The sequence below is a fragment of the Streptomyces sp. NPDC039736 genome, from assembly GCF_055596485.1.
Map to the genome: position 1 here is coordinate 257,364 of NZ_JBVIUQ010000009.1, position 15,941 is coordinate 273,304.

Below are 15,941 nucleotides of genomic sequence, written 5' to 3' on the forward strand. Positions count from 1 at the left end.
TTCCTGTGGGGTGTCGCTCGTCACCAGGTGCGGTCGCCGCGCAGGACGGCGTCGGCGCCGCCGTCGACGAAGACGACCTGGCCGGTGACGTGGGTGTTCTCCGCGGAGGTCAGCCACTCCAGGAGGGGTGCGACCTGCTCGGGGGCGGCGTGGCCGTTCAGCGGCATGGGGACGGCGCCGTCGACGACGGCGCGCGTCTGCGGGTCGTCGATCATCGGCCGGGTCATCGGCGTGACGACGGTGCCGGGCGCGACGGCGTTGAGGGCGATGCCGGCGGCGGCCCAGTCCTCGGTGGCGGCGGTGCGGCGCACCCAGCGGGCGACGGACTGCTTGGAGGAGCCATAGATCACGCGGCCCTCGCCGCGGTCCACCGCGGCCTGCGCGGCGGTGACCGCGGCGTCCTCGTCGCCGGAGAGCGCGGCCGCCACGAGGGCCTCGTCGGCGGGGTGGATAGAGGCGACCGAGGAGACGACGACGGCGCGCGGGGCGGCGGACGCGGCGAGCAACGGACGCACGCCCTCCAGGGTGGCGACGGCGCCGAAGTGGTTGACCCTGATGGTCAGCGGGTCGAAGGCGGCGGTGCCCGCGCAGGCCACGACCGCGTCCAGTCGGCCGCCGGACAGCTCCGTGGCACGTGCCACCAGGGCGGTACGGCCTTCGGCGGTGGCGAGGTCGGCCGTGATGTCCGCGCCTTCGAGGTCGGCGCCGATCACGGTGTGCCCCCGGTCGCGCAGCCGGGCGGCGGCGGCCCGGCCGATGCCGGAGGCGGCGCCGGTGACGAGGTAGGTACGGGCCATGGAGGACTCCCTGGTCTCGCGGGCCGGGCAGGGGCCGCCGTACGGGGCCCGTGCGGGCTCGGCGGCGAGGATCGCCGAGAGCGCCACCTTATGCCCGCATGACACAACGTGCCAAGGTGCCGTGAGGTGCCATACCGGTCTCGACCCGGGGCCGGGGCGTCGCCCGGTGCGCGCCCGCCACCGGTGCCGTCGGCCGCGGGAGGACGCACCGACACCGTTGACGGCGGGAGGGGGCGGGGCGAGCTCTCCTCGCGACGGGCCCCGCCGCGCCCCCTCCGCCGAACGGTGCGCGGCAGGGCCCCGGGAGGGTGCCGGCTCAGCGGTGGAAGACCTCGAAGGCCACCGCCGGGATTCCGCCGAAGCGCTGGGCGTTGGCCTCCACGTTCGCGGTGAGGAAGCCGCGGCAGTACTGCTCGGGGTCCTCGTCGGTCAACGCCTCGATGTACGCCCGGTGTTCGAGCAGCGAGAGCACCGAGCGCTCCAGGCCCGGCCGGGCGTCCACGGCGTGCGTGGGCGACGTGGTGCCGGAGACGGCGACCCAGCGCACCCCGTCCCAGGGCGCGAGGCCCTGCTCGGCGAGCTCGGGGAAGATCCACCGGTTGCCGGCGTCCCCGGCGGCGTCCAGCGTCGCGCGGCCGACGGCGAGGTGGTCGGGGGTGTTCCAGACGCTGGTGCCCCAGGTGTCCCGGTGGTTGAGGGTGATGACCAGTTCGGGCCGGTGCCTGCGGATGGCGGCGGCGATGTCGCGGCGCAGCGCGGGCCCGTACTCGATCACCCCGTCACGGTGGTCGAGGAACTCGACCTCGGCGACGCCGACGACGGCGGCGCTCGCCCGCTGCTCCTGCTCGCGCAGCGGGCCGCACTTGGCGGGTTCCAGGGTGTCGATGCCGGCCTCGCCGCGGCTGGCGAGGACGTAGGTGACCTCGCGTCCGGCGTCGGTCCATCCGGCGACGGCCGCCGCGCACCCGTACTCCAGGTCGTCGGGGTGCGCCACGACGGCGAGGGCCCGCTGCCAGTCCTCCGGCATGGGCTGGAGCTGATCGAACGGCATTGCTGTAGTCATACGCGCAGGATAAGTCGGGGCACCGGCATCAACCCCGGGCGCGCGGGAACCAGTTCGGGTCCCTGACGCACCCGGGGCGGGCGTCCGGCTCAGGTCTCGTCGCGCGCCAGCGCCAGCAGCCGGTCCAGCACCCGCGGTCCCCCCGCCCGTACCCCGTCGTGCTCGAACTCGTCGGTCACCCAGGTGCGCAGGCCCCGGATCGCGCGGGCGGTCTCCAGGGAGTGCGCGGTGTCCACGTACATGTCGTCGTGGTAGACGGCGGCGGCGACCGGCACCTCGTTGGCGGCGAGCCGCGCCGGGTCGTACAGCGGCGCCCAGTCGGTGCGGGCGGCGAGGAGTTCGGCGGTCTCGCGCAGGGGGCGCAGCGCCGGGTCCGCCTCGAAGTGCCAGGGGTGGATGGTCTCGCCGGTCAGCGGCAGCGGCCCGTCCCCGGCGAGCGCCGCGGCGGCGTCGAAGCGGGGGAACTCCGCGCGCACCCGTTCGGCGGCCCAGGCGGTGGGCTCCTGGCCCTGCCCGTAGATCGACTCGTGCAGCAGGGCGTACAGGGGATGCCCGGCGAAGGAGAGGGCGGCCTGCACGTTCTCCAGGAAGGCGTCCGAGAGGGCGGGCCCTCCGGGGGTCGGCACGAAGGCGCCCTCCAGCAGGTGGTGCAGTTGGTGGCTTCCGTCGCCGACGCCCAGGCCGAGGCCCAGCGACTGGAACGCCTCGGGGGTCAGCGTGTAGCCGCTCGGGGTGACGGTCGGGTGGGCGGCCAGGTGGGCGGCGATGTCGCGGGCCCGTTGGACGTCCTGCGGATAGCGCGCGTAGTGGGCGGCGACCTTGCGCTCGATGCGCGGATAGGCCGCCCGGTACACGTCGTCGGCGTGCGCGTGGAGCGAGGGGAGGCCGCCGGTGATCAGGACGGTGGCCAGGCCCTCGGGGGCCGCGGAGAGGTAGTGGGTGGCGCAGAAGCCGCCGAAGCTCTGGCCGAGGACCGTCCAGGGGGCGCCGCCGGTCAGCCGGGGCCGGACGGTCTCGCAGTCCCGGACGATCGAGTCGGCCCGGAAGTGCGCCAGGTGGTCCGCCTGCTCGCGGGGGCCGCCGCGCAGTGGCAGGGTCTGCCGGTTGACCGGGCTGGAGAGGCCGGTGCCGCGCTGGTCGAGCAGGAGCACCCGGAACTCGCGCAGCGCGCGGCCCAGCCAGGCCTGCTGCCCGACGAAGCGGCGGGCGCCGAATCCGGGGCCGCCCTCCAGGTAGACCAGCCAGGGCAGGTCGCTGTCCTCGCGTCCGGCGGCCACGACTTCGCGCGCGTACAGCTCGATCTGCTCGCCGGAGGGGTCGGCGTGGTCGAGGGGAACGGTGAAGCGGTGGTCGGTCTGGACGGTTCCGGGCTGGCGATAACGGGTCACTCTTGCTCCTGCTCAGTCCTGTGGCGGTGGTCTGCGGTCAGTTCAGCACACCGCCGCGGAGCGTCCGGACCCGCCCCGAAGCACCCCGGGTCGCCCGGGGCGCCCGGGGCCCCGGAGCGCCCACCCGGTCGGTCCCGGCCCGTGTGCGGGGCGGCCCGCGCGCGCCTAGCGTGCGTACATGATCCGGTTCGAGCAGGTCAGCAAGGTGTACCCGGACGGCACCAGCGCCGTCGACGGACTGGACTTCGAGGTGGCCGAGGGCGAACTGGTCACCCTGGTCGGTCCGTCCGGCTGCGGCAAGACCACCACCATGATGATGGTCAACCGGCTCATCGAACCGACCGCGGGCCGCGTCCTGGTGAACGGCGAGGACATCGCGGGCGTCGACCCGGTGGAGCTGCGCCGCCGGATCGGCTACGTCATCCAGCAGGTCGGCCTCTTCCCGCACCGCACGGTCCTCGACAACACCGCCACCGTGCCGTTCCTGACCGGCTGGAAGAAGGACCGGGCGCGTGCCCGGGCCGCGGAGCTGCTCGACCTCGTCGGCCTCGATCCGTCCGTGTACGGCCCCCGTTATCCCGAGCAGCTCTCCGGCGGCCAGCGCCAGCGCGTGGGCGTCGCCCGGGCGCTGGCCGCGGACCCGCCCGTGCTGCTCATGGACGAGCCCTTCGGCGCGGTCGACCCGGTGGTGCGCGAGCGGCTCCAGGACGAGTTCCTCGGCCTCCAGGCGACCGTGCGCAAGACCGTGCTGCTGGTGACGCACGACATCGAGGAGGCGGTCCGGATGGGCGACCGGATCGCGGTGTACGGGCAGGGGCACATCGAACAGTTCGACACTCCGGCGTCGGTGCTCGGCGCACCGGCCACCCCCTATGTGGCGCAGTTCGTGGGCGCCGACCGCGGCCTCAAGCGGCTGTCGGTGACCTCCGTCCAGCAGGAGGACCTGGAGGAGCCGCCGCGCGCCCGGCTCGACGAGCCGGTGGGGCCGGCCGCCGCCCGGCTGCGCGCGGAGGGCGCGCGCTGGGCGGTGGTGCTCAACGAGCGCGGCGAGCTGCACGGCTGGGTGTCGACCGACGACCTGGCCCGGGTGGGCTCCGACGACCTGGTGGTGGGGAACCTGGCCCGGCGGATGAACGCGTGGGTGCCGATGGGGGCCCCGCTGAAGCACGCGTTCAGCGAGATGCTCCAGTGGGACGCGGGCTGGGTGGCGGTCCTGGACGGGGCGCGCCTGGTGGGCGTGCTGACTCCGGGGAAGCTGCACGAGGCGCTGCGTCGCTCGGTGGAGGCGGACGCGCTGGGCGTCGCACCGCACGAGGTGGCGTTCGACTCGGTCGCGGACGCGTAACCGCACGCCGGGGCCCAGGGGCACAACGGCGCGCCGGGGGCTCGTTCGCGCAGGTGTGCGCGCCGTCCGTCGGTGCGGTGACAACCTCCGGGTCCGGTGTGAGGGGCGGTGTTCACGGATAGGGGTGCGGACGGCCCTGTCCTCCACCACACCATGCCGGGCGGAATGCGACCTCATGAACCACAAGCACCGCGGTACCCGCGTCTCCCCCGCCCCGCGCCCGGGCCCGCGGCGGGCACTGGCGCGCAGGGCCGGCCGGCTCGTCGAAGCACCCTGGTTCTCGGTCGTCGTGATGGCCGTCATCCTCGCCAACGCCGTACTGCTGGGCGTGGAGACGTACGCGGGTCTCGCGCAGCGCCACCACGCCGCGCTGACCCTGCTGGAGAATTGTTTCCTCACGGTGTTCACGGTGGAGGTGGTGCTGCGGCTCGCCGCGCACGCCGACCGTCCCGGCGACTTCCTCCGCAATCCGTGGAACGTCTTCGACGCCGCCGTGGTGCTGTTCGCGTTCCTGCCCGTCACCAGCGACAACACCACGCTGCTGCGGCTGCTGCGGCTCTTCCGGGTGCTGCGCACGGCGCGTTTCCTGCCGCAGCTGCGGGTGATCGTCACGGCCCTGGGCAAGTGCCTGCCGGGCACCCTGAGTTTCGTGCTGGTGGGCACGCTGCTGCTGTACGTGTACGCGATGGTGGGCTGGCTGTTCTTCGCCGCCTCCGACCCCGAGCACTACGGCTCGCTCGGCCGGGCGGTCGTCACGCTGTTCATCCTGATGTCGCTGGACGGCCTGGGCGACGCCGTGCACGCCGGGCTGCTCATCTCCCCCTGGTCGCTGGTCTATTACGGCTCGTACGTGCTCCTCAGCTCCTTCCTGCTGGTGAACCTGCTGATCGGGGTGGTGATCAACTCCCTCGAGCAGGCCCGCGAGGTGGACCTCGGCACGAAGTCCGACCTGCCGCCCGCGATTCCCGGCCCCGCCCACCGGCGGCACACCGGCGATCCCGGCCAGGAACCGGACCCGCTGGACTCCTTCGGGGTGCGCGACCGGATCCTGGCCGCCCGGCTGGCCCTGGACGACGCCGAACGGCTGCTTCAGATCAGCCGCTTGGACTCCAGGTAGGCCCGCGCCACGTCCTGCGGCAGCCGCCGCCAACTGTCGACCTGCCGGTTGAGGGAGGCCAGGTCGGCGGTGGTCAGTACGGTGTTGAGCTTGCCGAGCGCCTTGGTGACGCCCGCGGAGCCCGCTTGGGCCCTGTTCACCACGGGCACGATGTGATCCGCGTTCTGGAGGTGCTTGTCGTCCTCCAGCAGGACCAGGCCGAACGCGTCCAGGGTGGCGTCGGTGGTCGTGGTCAGCACCATCTGGTCCTGCCCGCTCTGCACGGCCTGCTTGGCGGGGGTGGTGCCGACGCCCTTGGGGTCCACGGCGGTGATGTCGATGCCGTACGTCTTGCGCAGCCCGGGCTCGCAGTACGGGCGCTGCACGCACTCGTCGCCCGCCGCCAGCCGCACCGGGAGCCCCGACCTGCCGAGGTCGGAGAGCGTCGTGAGGCGGTGTTCCCTCGCGTACGACGCGGAGACCGCGAAGGCGTTCTGGTCGACGGCCCGGCCCGGGTCGAGCACGGTCAGTCCGCGCGGCTCCGCGAGCGCGCGCAGGGCCCGCAGGGTGGCCGCCGGGTCGGGCGAGCCGACGGGGGCGGCGTCGGCGCCGTTCTCCTTGGCGTTGAGCCAGTCGGCGAAGGTGGCCGCGTACTCCGGGACGACGTCGATCTGGCCGCTCTCCAGGGCGGGCTCGTACAGCTCCCGGTTGGTGACGGACAGGAGGGAGGTGCGGTATCCGGCCCGCTCCAGGAGCAGGGCGTACATCTGGGCCAGCAGGTCGCTCTCGGTGAACCCGGCCGAGCCGACGACGATGTCCCGGCTGTCGCCGGGGGCCGCGGTGATCTCGCCCCGGTTCTCCAGCGAGGGCCCGGTCGCGCAGGCGGTGGCCGTGGTCACGAGGAGCAGCAGAGCGGCCCCGTGCCGTCGTCGCCCCGTCATCCGGCCCTCCCCCGCGCCCAGGGGGGCGCCAGGCGCTGCGCCCCTTCGAAGAGCCCTTCGACCAGCAGGGCGAAGACCGCCACCAGCACCGCCCCGGCCAGCACTTGCGGTGTGCTGGCGAGGTTGAAGCCGGCGGTGATGATGCGCCCCAGTCCGCCGCCGCCGGCGAGCGCGGCGAGGGTGGCCGTCGCCACGAGCTGCACGGCGGCGATCCGCACACCCGTGAGGATCAGGGGCAGGGCGAGCGGAAGTTCCACGTGGAACATCAGCTGGCGGCCCGTCATGCCCATCCCCCGCGCGGCCCGCACGGTGTCGCGGTCGACGCCCCGCATCCCGACGTAGGCGTTGGTGAGCAGCGGCGGCACCGCGAACAGCACCAGGGCGATGATCGTCGGCCACTCCCCCGCGGCGCCCAGCGGGGTGAGCAGCAGGAGGACCAGCACGGCGAAGGTGGGGACGGCCCGGCCGACGTTGGAGATGTTGACGGCGAGCGTCCCGCCCCTGCCGAGGTGGCCCAGCACCAGGGCGACCGGCAGGGCGATCAGGCAGCTGAGCAGCAGGCACACGACGGTGAGGAAGAGGTGCTCGCCGAGCCGGCTCCAGATGCCTCCGTCGCCGTTCCAGTGCGCGGCGCTGGTGAGCCAGGTCCAGGCGGCGGTGAGGGTGTTCATGCGCGCGTCCAGGGGGTGAGCAGGCGCTGTGCGCCCAGCAGGAGCAGGTCGGCGGCGACGGCGATGAGCACGCAGAGCACGGAGGCGGTGAGGACCTGTGCCTTGAAGTAGGTGTTCATCCCGGAGTAGATGAGGTTGCCGAGTCCGCCGTGGCCGACGATCGCGCCGACGGTGACGAGGGAGACCGCGGAGACGGTGGCGATGCGCAGGCCCGCCATGGCGGCGGGGAGCGCCAGGGGCAGCTCGACGGCGAGCAGGAGACGGACCGGCCCGTAGCCCATGCCGCGCGCGGCCTGCCGGGTCTCCTCGGGCACGGAGCGCAGACCGGCGAGCAGGTTCCGGACGAGGAGGGTCAGCGAGTACAGGACGAGCCCGGCGACCACCAGGGAAGCGGAGAGCCCGTACACGGGCAGCAGCAGCGAGAACATCGCCAGCGAGGGGATGGTGTAGAGCACCGTCGTCACCCCGAGGACCGGTGCGGACGCCCATCGCCAGCGGCGGGCGGCGATCGCCAGGGGAAGCGCGACCAGGAGGCCGAGCAGCACGGACACGGCGGTCAGCTGGAGGTGCTGGAGCACCGCGTCGGCGAGGATGTGGCGGCGGCTGGAGAGGTAGGCGCCGCAGATCCAGTCGTTGCGGGCGAGGCAGTCGTCCGGGGGCGCCGTCATGGGTCCATTGCAGCCCGGGGGCCCGGCGGCCGCCCGTCCGCGTGGACCGTACGGGTGCCGCCGCAGCATGGTGGAATGTTCAACCACCTGGGTGTGTTGGAGGGGGTGAACAGCCGTCCGGCTGCACCCCAGGCGATCCGGCCGCACCAGGCCGGAGTCGCCCGACGGAAGAAGGGCGCACGTGAACGTGCAGGTGAACCTCAACGACGCGTACTACCAGCGGGGCACCGAGGCCGAGCGCTGGGACCGCGCGCAGCTCTTCTTCGACGCCAAGGAGTACGACAAGGCGGCGCGCGTGCTGCGGCCGCTGGTCGACGAGGCGCCGGAGCTGACCTCGCCGCGGCTGCTGCTGGCCCGGGCGTACTACCACTCCGCCCAGCTCGCCAGGGCCGAGGCGGAGCTGCGCGCGGTGCTGGACGGCTGCCCGGTGGAGCAGTACGCGCAGCTCATGCTGGGGCGCACCCTGGAGCGCCAGGGCCGCCACGAGGAGGCCGCGCCGTACCTGCGGACGGCGGCCGCCCTGTCCGGCGACTTCGACGCGCTGGAGAGGGCCTGAGTGAGGTGCTGCGCGCGGTCGTTCCGTGACGGCGCGCAGCACCGCTCCGCATCACTCCTTGCGGGACATCACTTCTTGACCGAGCGCAGCACCACGAACTTCGGGTCGCTCGCGACCACGTCGCAGTTGCCGAAGAGGCGGCGCAGCCGCAGGTGGTAGCCGAGGTGCCGGTTGCCGACCACCCACAGTTCCCCGCCGGGGCGCAGCACCTCGCGCGCCCCGGCGAACATGCGCCGGGCCGTGGCGTCGGTGGTCGCCTGGTGGGAGTGGAACGGCGGGTTGTTGAGGACCAGGTCGACCGACGCGGCGGGGAGGCCGGCCGTTCCGTCGCCGACGGTGAACTCGGCCCTGCCGCCCGCCGGCACGTTCGCCCGGTACGTCGCCTCGGCCGAGGCCACCGCCTGGTACGACTCGTCCACGAACAGGACCTCGGCGCCGGGGCGGGCCAGCGCGGCGGCGGTGCCGACGACGCCGTTGCCGCAGCCGAGGTCGAGGACGCGGGCCGGGCCGGCGCCCCCGGGCAGGTGCTGGAGGAAGAACCGGGTGCCGATGTCGAGGCGCTCCGCGCAGAAGATGCCCGCGTGGTTGGTGACGGTGATCCCGGAGCCCGCTCCCGCGTCGCCGTCCAGGGTGTACGTCAGCGGCCAGGGGTCCGTGGTGCGCTCGGGCGCGGCGCCGGGGGTGCAGAAGATCAGGCGGGCCTTCTTCTCCGCGAGGGAGGTGCGGGTCGGGCCGATGATCCGCTCGAAGAGGCGCAGTGTGGAGGTGTGGATCTCCTTGACCATGCCGGTGCCGATGACGACGGTGCCCTCGTGGACGCCGGGGGCCAGCCGGTGCAGCTGGTCCTCCAGGAGCGCCAGGCTCTTGGGCACCCGCACGAGCAGGACGTCGACGCGCGCGGGCGGGGTGTCGCGGGTCGACAGCAGGCCCAGCGTGCCGGGGTCGACGCCGTTGCGGGCGAGGTTGGCACGGGTGGCCCGGTGGCCGAGGTAGGAGTCGGTGATCTGCACGGGCCGGTGCGCGGCCAGGGCGGTGACGAGGGCGCCCCAGCGGTCGCCCAGGACCACGACGTCGCCGGAGAGGTCCGTCGGCGGTACGTCGTCGGAACCCGCCAGGTGCCTCAGGAGGTATTCGTCGGCGGCGTCCCACGCGCGCAGCGTGTCGCGGGGGTCCTCGGGGAAGCGGGCAAGTGCGGACACGCCCCAGGGCGTCGTCAAACGGTTCATCGTGGGTTCAGGCTAACCCGCTGCGCCGGACCCCGGGTCGCCTCCCCCTGTCCGGCGGTCCCGCCCTGCGCGGCAGGTCAGCGCGTACCCGGGCGTCCTCGCGGCGGGGAGTGCCGCCTTCCGGACCGCGGTGCGGCGGCCCGGCCCGTGCCCGCCGGGCCCCGTGCTCGGAGCGGTGCCGTACGCGGCGCCGCGCCGCCGTGACGTCCGACACTCGTCCTGTCCGCACTCGTACCGTCCGCACTCGTACCGAACGCCAGGAGAAGAACCCATGGATCACCACCAGGCCCGTCAGTGGCTGGCGACCGCCGTCGCGGAGGCCGAGGCCGGTCTCGCCGAGGGCGGCATCCCGATCGGCGCGGCGCTGTACGGCGCGGACGGCACGCTGCTGGGGCGCGGTCACAACCTGCGCGTCCAGGACGGCGACCCCTCGATGCACGCGGAGACCTCCGCCTTCCGCGACGCCGGGCGGCAGCGCTCGTACCGGGGCACCACGATGGTGACGACCCTGTCGCCGTGCTGGTACTGCTCGGGGCTGGTGCGTCAGTTCGGCATCTCGCGGGTGGTCGTCGGCGAGTCGGAGACCTTCCACGGCGGGCACGACTGGCTGGCCGAGCACGGCGTGGAGATCATCGAGCTGAACGACCCGGGGTGCGTGCGGATGATGCGGGAGTTCATCGCGGCGAAGCCGGAGCTGTGGAACGAGGACATCGGCGAGTAGCGCCGCCGGGGGGCGGGACCGGCACGGTGCCGGTCCCGCCCCTGCGCGCTCTCCCGCCCTGCCGTTCAGCGGACGGGGTGCGCCTCCTGCTCGGCCTTCGGGCGTTCGAACTGGGTGCGGTGGAGCTGTTCGTAGCGGCCGCCGGCGGCGAGCAGTTCGGTGTGGGTGCCGCGTTCGACGATCCGGCCGTCCTCGACGACGAGGATCAGATCGGCGGCCCGCACGGTGGAGAGCCGGTGCGCGATGACCACCGCGGTGCGTCCGTCCAGGGCCTCGGCGAGGGCTTCCTGCACGGCCGCCTCGGACGTGGAGTCGAGGTGCGCGGTGGCCTCGTCGAGGATGACGACGCGCTGCTGGGCCAGGAGCAGGCGGGCGATGGTGAGGCGCTGGCGCTCGCCGCCGGAGAGCCGGTAGCCGCGCTCCCCCACCACGGTGTCCAGGCCGTCCGGCAGGGAGGCCACCAGCCCGTCGAGGCGCGAGCGGCGCAGGGCGTCCCAGATGTCCTCCTCGGTGGCCTCGGGGCGGGCCAGGAGCAGGTTGGCGCGGACGGACTCGTGGAAGAGGTGGCCGTCCTGGGTGACCATGCCGAGCGTGCCCCGCAGCGAGTCGGCGCTGAGGTCGCGGACGTCGACGCCGCCGATGCGCACGGTGCCCTCGTCCGCGTCGTACAGCCGGGGCAGCAGTTGCGCGATGGTGGACTTGCCCGCTCCGGAGGAGCCGACGAGGGCGATCATCTGGCCGGGTTCGGCGCGGAAGGAGACCTCGTGCAGCACGTCGGTGCCGCCCCGGTTGTCGAGGACGGCGACGTCTTCGAGGGAGGCGAGGGAGACCTTGTCGGCGGACGGGTAGCCGAAGGTGACGTGGTCGAACTCCACTGACACCGGCCCCTCGGGGACCTTCCGCGCGTCCGGCTTCTCGGCGATCAGGGGCTTCAGGTCGAGGATCTCGAAGACCCGCTCGAAGCTGACCAGCGCGCTCATCACCTCGACGCGGGCGCCGGCCAGCGCGGTCAGCGGGGCGTACAGCCGGGTCAGCAGCAGGGCCAGGGCGACCACCGCACCCGGGTCCAGGCTGCCGCGCAGCGCGTAGAACCCGCCGAGCCCGTAGACCAGGGCCAGGGCGAGGGCCGAGACGAGGGTCAGGGCGGTGATGAAGGTGGACTGCACCATCGCGGTGCGCACCCCGATGTCCCGCACCCGGCGGGCCCGGGCGGCGAACTCGGCGGACTCGTCGGCGGGCCGCCCGAAGAGCTTGATGAGGGTCGCGCCGGGAGCGGAGAAGCGTTCCGTCATCTGCGTGCCCATGGTGGCGTTGTGGGCGGCGGCCTCCCGCTGGAGCCTGGCCATCCGGGAGCCCATCCGCCGCGCGGGCACCACGAACACCGGCAGCAGCACCAGCGCGAGCAGGGTGACCTGCCAGGAGATGCTGAGCATGACCGCGAGGGTGAGCAGCAGGGTCACCAGGTTGGAGACGACGCCCGAGAGGGTGTTGGAGAAGGCCCGCTGCGCGCCGATGACGTCGTTGTTCAGCCGGCTCACCAGAGCGCCCGTGCGGGTCCGGGTGAAGAAGGCGACGGGCATCCGCTGCACGTGGTCGAAGACCGCCGTGCGCAGATCGAGGATCAGCCCCTCCCCCAGGGTGGCCGAGAGCCAGCGCGTCGCGAGCCCGAGCCCGGCCTCGGCGACGGCGATCACGGCGATGAGCAGGGCGAGCCGGGTGACGGTCCCCGTCTCGTCGCCCTTGACGATCGCGTCCACGACCTGTCCGGCGAGCACCGGGGTGGCGACCGCCAGCAGAGCGGTGACGACGCTGAGCGCCAGGAACTGGACGATCTTCTTGCGGTGCGGTGCGGCGAACGCGGCGATGCGGCGCAGCGCGGCCCGGGAGAAGGGACGTCTGTCCTGCTCCGCGGTCATGACGCTGTGCATCGACGTCCAGGCGGTGACTTCCATGTCCACGGGGTGCCTCCGGCATGCGTGAGTCCGACGATCTTCGAGTCCCGTCGGCCTGTGCGGCTGGGGGAACACTCCGAACGCTAAAACCTCAACCGGACTTGCGGTCAACCGATTCCCCGAACCCCACCCGAACGAGTGTGCCCATCACGGGAATTGACCCTGCCGCACCACCGCGAAGCCGCACGTCACCCGGGAGCGAGCCCCGCCGCCGAGGCCACCAGGGCGTCCAGCACCGGCCGGATCAGGGGGTGCTCGTCGGCCCCCCGGCGCACGGCAGCGAACACCCGGCGGGTCGCCGCCGGCCCCGCCACGGGACGTACGACAGCCTCCTTCAGCTCCATCCCCAGCAGGGCGGAGCGCGGCACCAGGGCGACCCCGGCGCCGGCGCCGGCGAGCGCGACGACGGCGCGGAAGTCGTCGGACGAGTGCTTCAGGCGCGGCTGGAACCCGGCGCGTTCACAGGCCAGCAGCACCATGTCGTGACAGGGGTTGCCGGGGTAGGGCCCGATCCAGTCGCTGTCGGCGAGCCCGGCGAGCGCCACCTCCGGGCGCGCGCACAGGGGGTGCGCGGCGGGCAGCACCGCGTCGAAGGGCTCGGCGTACAGCGGTACGCGCGCCAGCCTGCGGTCGTCCTCGCGGGGCGCGCCCCGGTAGTCCACGGCGACCGCCACGTCCGCCTTGCCGCCCAGCACCAGCGGGAGGCTCTCGTCGCCCTCGGCGTCCCAGACCCGCATGGTGATGCCGGGGCGCAGGGCGCGCAGCCGGCCGACGGCGGGGGCGACGACCTCGGCGATGCCGGTGGCGAAGGAGGCGACGGCGACCTCGCCCGCGACGCCTCCCGCGTAGTCGGCCAGCTCGGCCTCGGCGCGCTCCAGCTGGGCGAGGACGGCGTGGGTGTGGGCGAGCAGGATCTCCCCCGCCGCCGTGAGCTCCACGCCCTTGCCGCCGCGGATCAGCAGGGAGTGCCCGGTCTCCTGCTCCAGCGCGTTGAGCTGCTGGGACACGGCGGAGGGGGTCAGGTACAGCGCGGAGGCCGCGGCGGTCACCGTACGGTGGTCCGCCACGGCCCGCAGAATGCGAAGCCGTCTGGGGTCGATCACCCAGCCAGTGTCGCCCGTGCGTCGACGAACGCCGCAATCGCCCTCTCGACGTCCTCGGTGGAGTGCGCGGCGGACAGCTGCACGCGGATGCGCGCCTTGTCCATGGGCACGACCGGGTACGAGAACCCGATCACGTACACGCCCCGCTCCAGCAGCAGCTCGGCCATGCGGCCCGCCTCGGCGGCGTCGCCGATCATGACGGGGGCGATGGCGTGGTCGCCGGGGAGGACGTCGAATCCGGCCTCGGTCATCTTGGTGCGGAACAGCCGGGTGTTCGCGGCCAGCTTCTCGCGCAGCTCGCCGGCGGACTCCAGCAGGTCGATGACCTTGAGGGAGGCGGCGGCGATGACCGGGGCCAGGGAGTTGGAGAAGAGGTAGGGGCGCGAGCGCTGGCGCAGCAGGGCGACGATCTCGGCGCGGGCGGCGACGTAACCGCCGGACGCGCCGCCCAGTGCCTTGCCGAGGGTGCCGGTGACGATGTCCACGCGGTCCATCACGCCGTGCAGCTCGGGGGTGCCGCGCCCGCCTTCGCCGACGAAGCCCACCGCGTGCGAGTCGTCGACCATGACCAGGGCGTCGTACTGGTCGGCGAGGTCGCAGATCTCCTTCAGCGGGGCGACGTAGCCGTCCATGGAGAAGACGCCGTCGGTGACGACGAGGCGGCGGCGGGCGTCCTGGGTGTCCTGGAGCTGCTTCTCCAGGTCGGCGAGGTCGCGGTTGGCGTAGCGGTGGCGGCGGGCCTTGGAGAGGCGGATGCCGTCGATGATGCTGGCGTGGTTGAGGGCGTCGGAGATCACCGCGTCCTCGGGGCCGAGGAGGGTCTCGAAGACGCCGCCGTTGGCGTCGAAGCAGGAGGAGTAGAGGATCGTGTCCTCCTGGCCCAGGAAGGACGAGAGGCGGGCCTCCAGCTCCTTGTGGATCTCCTGGGTGCCGCAGATGAAGCGCACGGACGCCATGCCGTAGCCCCAGCGGTCCAGGGCGTCCTTGGCGGCGGCGACGACCTCGGGGTGGTCGGCCAGGCCGAGGTAGTTGTTGGCGCAGAAGTTCAGGACGTCCGCCCGCCCGCCGTCGGCGGTGACGCCGACGGTGGCGCTCTGCGGGCTGGAGATGACGCGCTCGGGCTTGAAGAGGCCCGCTTCGCGGATCTCGTCGAGGGTGGCGCGGAGTTCGTCGCGGACGGACGCGTACATGAGGAGCTCCCTGGGGGACGCGGTACGGAAGGATTCACGGTGTCGGACGGGCGCGGGCCGAAGCCCTGCGGAGGCCGGCCGGGTGCCCGGCGGGTGAGCCGGGGAGAGGGTGCCCGGGCGCCCGGCGGGTGGGCCGGGGGCCCGGGCGCCCTAAAGCGAACCGGGCTTCGAGCGGCGGGGCTCACGCCTCCCAGTTCAGGATGATCTTGCCGCTGCGGGCGGTCGCCGCCTCGTCGAAGGCCGCCTCGAAGTCCTGGTAGCCGTACGAGCCGGTGATGACGGGGGTCAGGTCGAGGCCGCCCTCGATCAGCACCGTCATCGCGTACCAGGTCTCGTACATCTCGCGCCCGTAGATCCCCTTGACCGTGATCATCGACGTGACGATCTTCGCCCAGTCGACGGCGAACTCCTCGGCGGGCAGGCCCAGCATGGCGATGCGGCCGCCGTGCGTCATGTTGGCGACCATGTCGCGCATGGCCTCGGGGCGGCCGGACATCTCCAGGCCGATGTCGAAGCCCTCCTTGAGGCCCAGCGTGTGCTGCGCCGCGGCGATGGACGACTCGGCGACGTTGACGGCGAGGGTCGCGCCGGCCTTGCGGGCCAGTTCCAGGCGCGGCTCGCTGACGTCGGTGATGACGACGCTGCGGGCGCCCGCGTGCTTGGCCACGGCGGCGGCCATGATGCCGATCGGACCGGCGCCGGTGATCAGGACGTCCTCGCCGACCAGCGGGAAGGACAGCGCGGTGTGCACGGCGTTGCCGAACGGGTCGAAGATCGCCGCGACGTCGAGGTCCACCTTCGTGCGGTGCACCCACACGTTCGAGGCGGGCAGCGCGACGTACTCGGCGAAGGCGCCGTCCACGCCGACGCCGAGACCGACGGTGGCGCGGCACAGGTGGCGGCGGCCGGCCAGACAGTTGCGGCACTTGCCGCAGACCAGGTGGCCCTCGCCGCTGACGATGTCGCCGGGCTCGATGTCGGCGACGTCCGCGCCGACGTGCGCGACCTCGCCGACGAACTCGTGGCCGAGCACGCGCGGCGTGGTGACGGCCTGCTGCGCCCAGCCGTCCCAGTTGCGGATGTGCAGGTCGGTGCCGCAGATGCCGGTGCGCAGCACCTTGATGAGCACGTCACCGGGCCCGGTCTCGGGCTCGGGGACGTCCATGAGCCACAGCCCGGGCTCGGCCTTGTGCTTGACGAGTGCTCGCATGGCTGTGGCTCCTG

General features: G+C 73.4%; 15 protein-coding genes. 4 read left to right on the forward strand and 11 right to left on the reverse strand.

Annotated elements, in window-relative coordinates; translation table 11 throughout:
* Positions 1-20: 20 nt before the first annotated feature.
* The 3 genes from ACZ56L_RS27330 to ACZ56L_RS27340 form a co-directional block, all read right to left on the reverse strand.
* Entirely contained in the window at positions 21-902 is an 882-nt protein-coding gene (locus ACZ56L_RS27330; RefSeq protein ID WP_471066955.1) for an SDR family oxidoreductase, read from the reverse strand.
* A gap of 211 nt (positions 903-1,113) precedes the next feature.
* Entirely contained in the window at positions 1,114-1,860 is a 747-nt protein-coding gene (locus tag ACZ56L_RS27335) for a PIG-L deacetylase family protein (RefSeq protein ID WP_345225924.1), read from the reverse strand.
* A gap of 89 nt (positions 1,861-1,949) precedes the next feature.
* On the reverse strand, positions 1,950-3,248 hold the full coding sequence (locus tag ACZ56L_RS27340; RefSeq protein ID WP_401761489.1) for an alpha/beta fold hydrolase: 1,299 nt from the start codon (positions 3,246-3,248) through the stop codon (positions 1,950-1,952).
* A gap of 178 nt (positions 3,249-3,426) precedes the next feature.
* Here ACZ56L_RS27340 and ACZ56L_RS27345 point away from each other — a divergent pair, with 178 nt between their 5' ends.
* Both ACZ56L_RS27345 and ACZ56L_RS27350 read left to right on the forward strand, forming a co-directional pair.
* Positions 3,427-4,593 (forward strand): ABC transporter ATP-binding protein, encoded by a 1,167-nt coding sequence (locus ACZ56L_RS27345; RefSeq protein ID WP_471066957.1) that lies wholly within the window; start codon positions 3,427-3,429, stop codon positions 4,591-4,593.
* A gap of 175 nt (positions 4,594-4,768) precedes the next feature.
* Entirely contained in the window at positions 4,769-5,710 is a 942-nt protein-coding gene (locus tag ACZ56L_RS27350) for an ion transporter (protein WP_471066959.1), read from the forward strand.
* Here the strand turns inward: ACZ56L_RS27350 and ACZ56L_RS27355 are convergent.
* The 3 genes from ACZ56L_RS27355 to ACZ56L_RS27365 are packed head-to-tail and all read right to left on the reverse strand — an operon-like array spanning position 5,683 to position 7,969.
* Positions 5,683-6,630, reverse strand: a complete 948-nt coding sequence (locus tag ACZ56L_RS27355; protein ID WP_471066961.1) for an ABC transporter substrate-binding protein — start codon at positions 6,628-6,630, stop codon at positions 5,683-5,685. The two genes, ACZ56L_RS27350 and ACZ56L_RS27355, sit on opposite strands and share 28 nt — an antisense overlap.
* Positions 6,627-7,301 carry an ABC transporter permease gene (locus ACZ56L_RS27360; RefSeq protein ID WP_345225913.1) on the reverse strand — a complete coding sequence of 225 codons (675 nt, stop codon included), beginning with the start codon at positions 7,299-7,301 and terminating at the stop codon, positions 6,627-6,629. The genes ACZ56L_RS27355 and ACZ56L_RS27360 overlap by 4 nt, the downstream gene beginning before the upstream one ends.
* On the reverse strand, positions 7,298-7,969 hold the full coding sequence (locus ACZ56L_RS27365; protein WP_345225908.1) for an ABC transporter permease: 672 nt from the start codon (positions 7,967-7,969) through the stop codon (positions 7,298-7,300). The genes ACZ56L_RS27360 and ACZ56L_RS27365 overlap by 4 nt, the downstream gene beginning before the upstream one ends.
* Positions 7,970-8,150: 181 nt before the next feature.
* Between ACZ56L_RS27365 and ACZ56L_RS27370 the strand changes: the two genes are divergently transcribed.
* A complete protein-coding gene (locus ACZ56L_RS27370) occupies positions 8,151-8,525 on the forward strand; it encodes a tetratricopeptide repeat protein (RefSeq protein ID WP_345225906.1) in 375 nt (124 codons plus the stop codon).
* 68 nt (positions 8,526-8,593) lie between these two features.
* On the opposite strand, the gene ACZ56L_RS27375 is transcribed toward ACZ56L_RS27370, so the two are convergent.
* A complete protein-coding gene (locus ACZ56L_RS27375) occupies positions 8,594-9,751 on the reverse strand; it encodes a methyltransferase (protein WP_345225903.1) in 1,158 nt (385 codons plus the stop codon).
* A gap of 271 nt (positions 9,752-10,022) precedes the next feature.
* Between ACZ56L_RS27375 and ACZ56L_RS27380 the strand changes: the two genes are divergently transcribed.
* Positions 10,023-10,472 (forward strand): nucleoside deaminase, encoded by a 450-nt coding sequence (locus tag ACZ56L_RS27380; protein WP_401761479.1) that lies wholly within the window; start codon positions 10,023-10,025, stop codon positions 10,470-10,472.
* 65 nt (positions 10,473-10,537) lie between these two features.
* Here ACZ56L_RS27380 and ACZ56L_RS27385 read toward each other — a convergent pair whose 3' ends face one another.
* The 4 genes from ACZ56L_RS27385 to tdh form a co-directional block, all read right to left on the reverse strand.
* Complete coding sequence (locus tag ACZ56L_RS27385; RefSeq protein WP_471066965.1) at positions 10,538-12,430, reverse strand: ABC transporter ATP-binding protein; 1,893 nt, start codon at positions 12,428-12,430, stop codon at positions 10,538-10,540.
* 182 nt (positions 12,431-12,612) lie between these two features.
* Positions 12,613-13,527 carry a LysR family transcriptional regulator gene (locus tag ACZ56L_RS27390; RefSeq protein WP_471066966.1) on the reverse strand — a complete coding sequence of 305 codons (915 nt, stop codon included), beginning with the start codon at positions 13,525-13,527 and terminating at the stop codon, positions 12,613-12,615.
* Positions 13,524-14,717 carry a glycine C-acetyltransferase gene (locus tag ACZ56L_RS27395; RefSeq protein ID WP_401761477.1) on the reverse strand — a complete coding sequence of 398 codons (1,194 nt, stop codon included), beginning with the start codon at positions 14,715-14,717 and terminating at the stop codon, positions 13,524-13,526. Before ACZ56L_RS27395 ends, ACZ56L_RS27390 begins: the two co-directional genes overlap by 4 nt.
* A 181-nt stretch (positions 14,718-14,898) precedes the next feature.
* A complete protein-coding gene (gene tdh, locus ACZ56L_RS27400) occupies positions 14,899-15,927 on the reverse strand; it encodes an L-threonine 3-dehydrogenase (RefSeq protein ID WP_345225890.1) in 1,029 nt (342 codons plus the stop codon).
* Between the last annotated feature and the right edge of the window lie 14 nt (positions 15,928-15,941).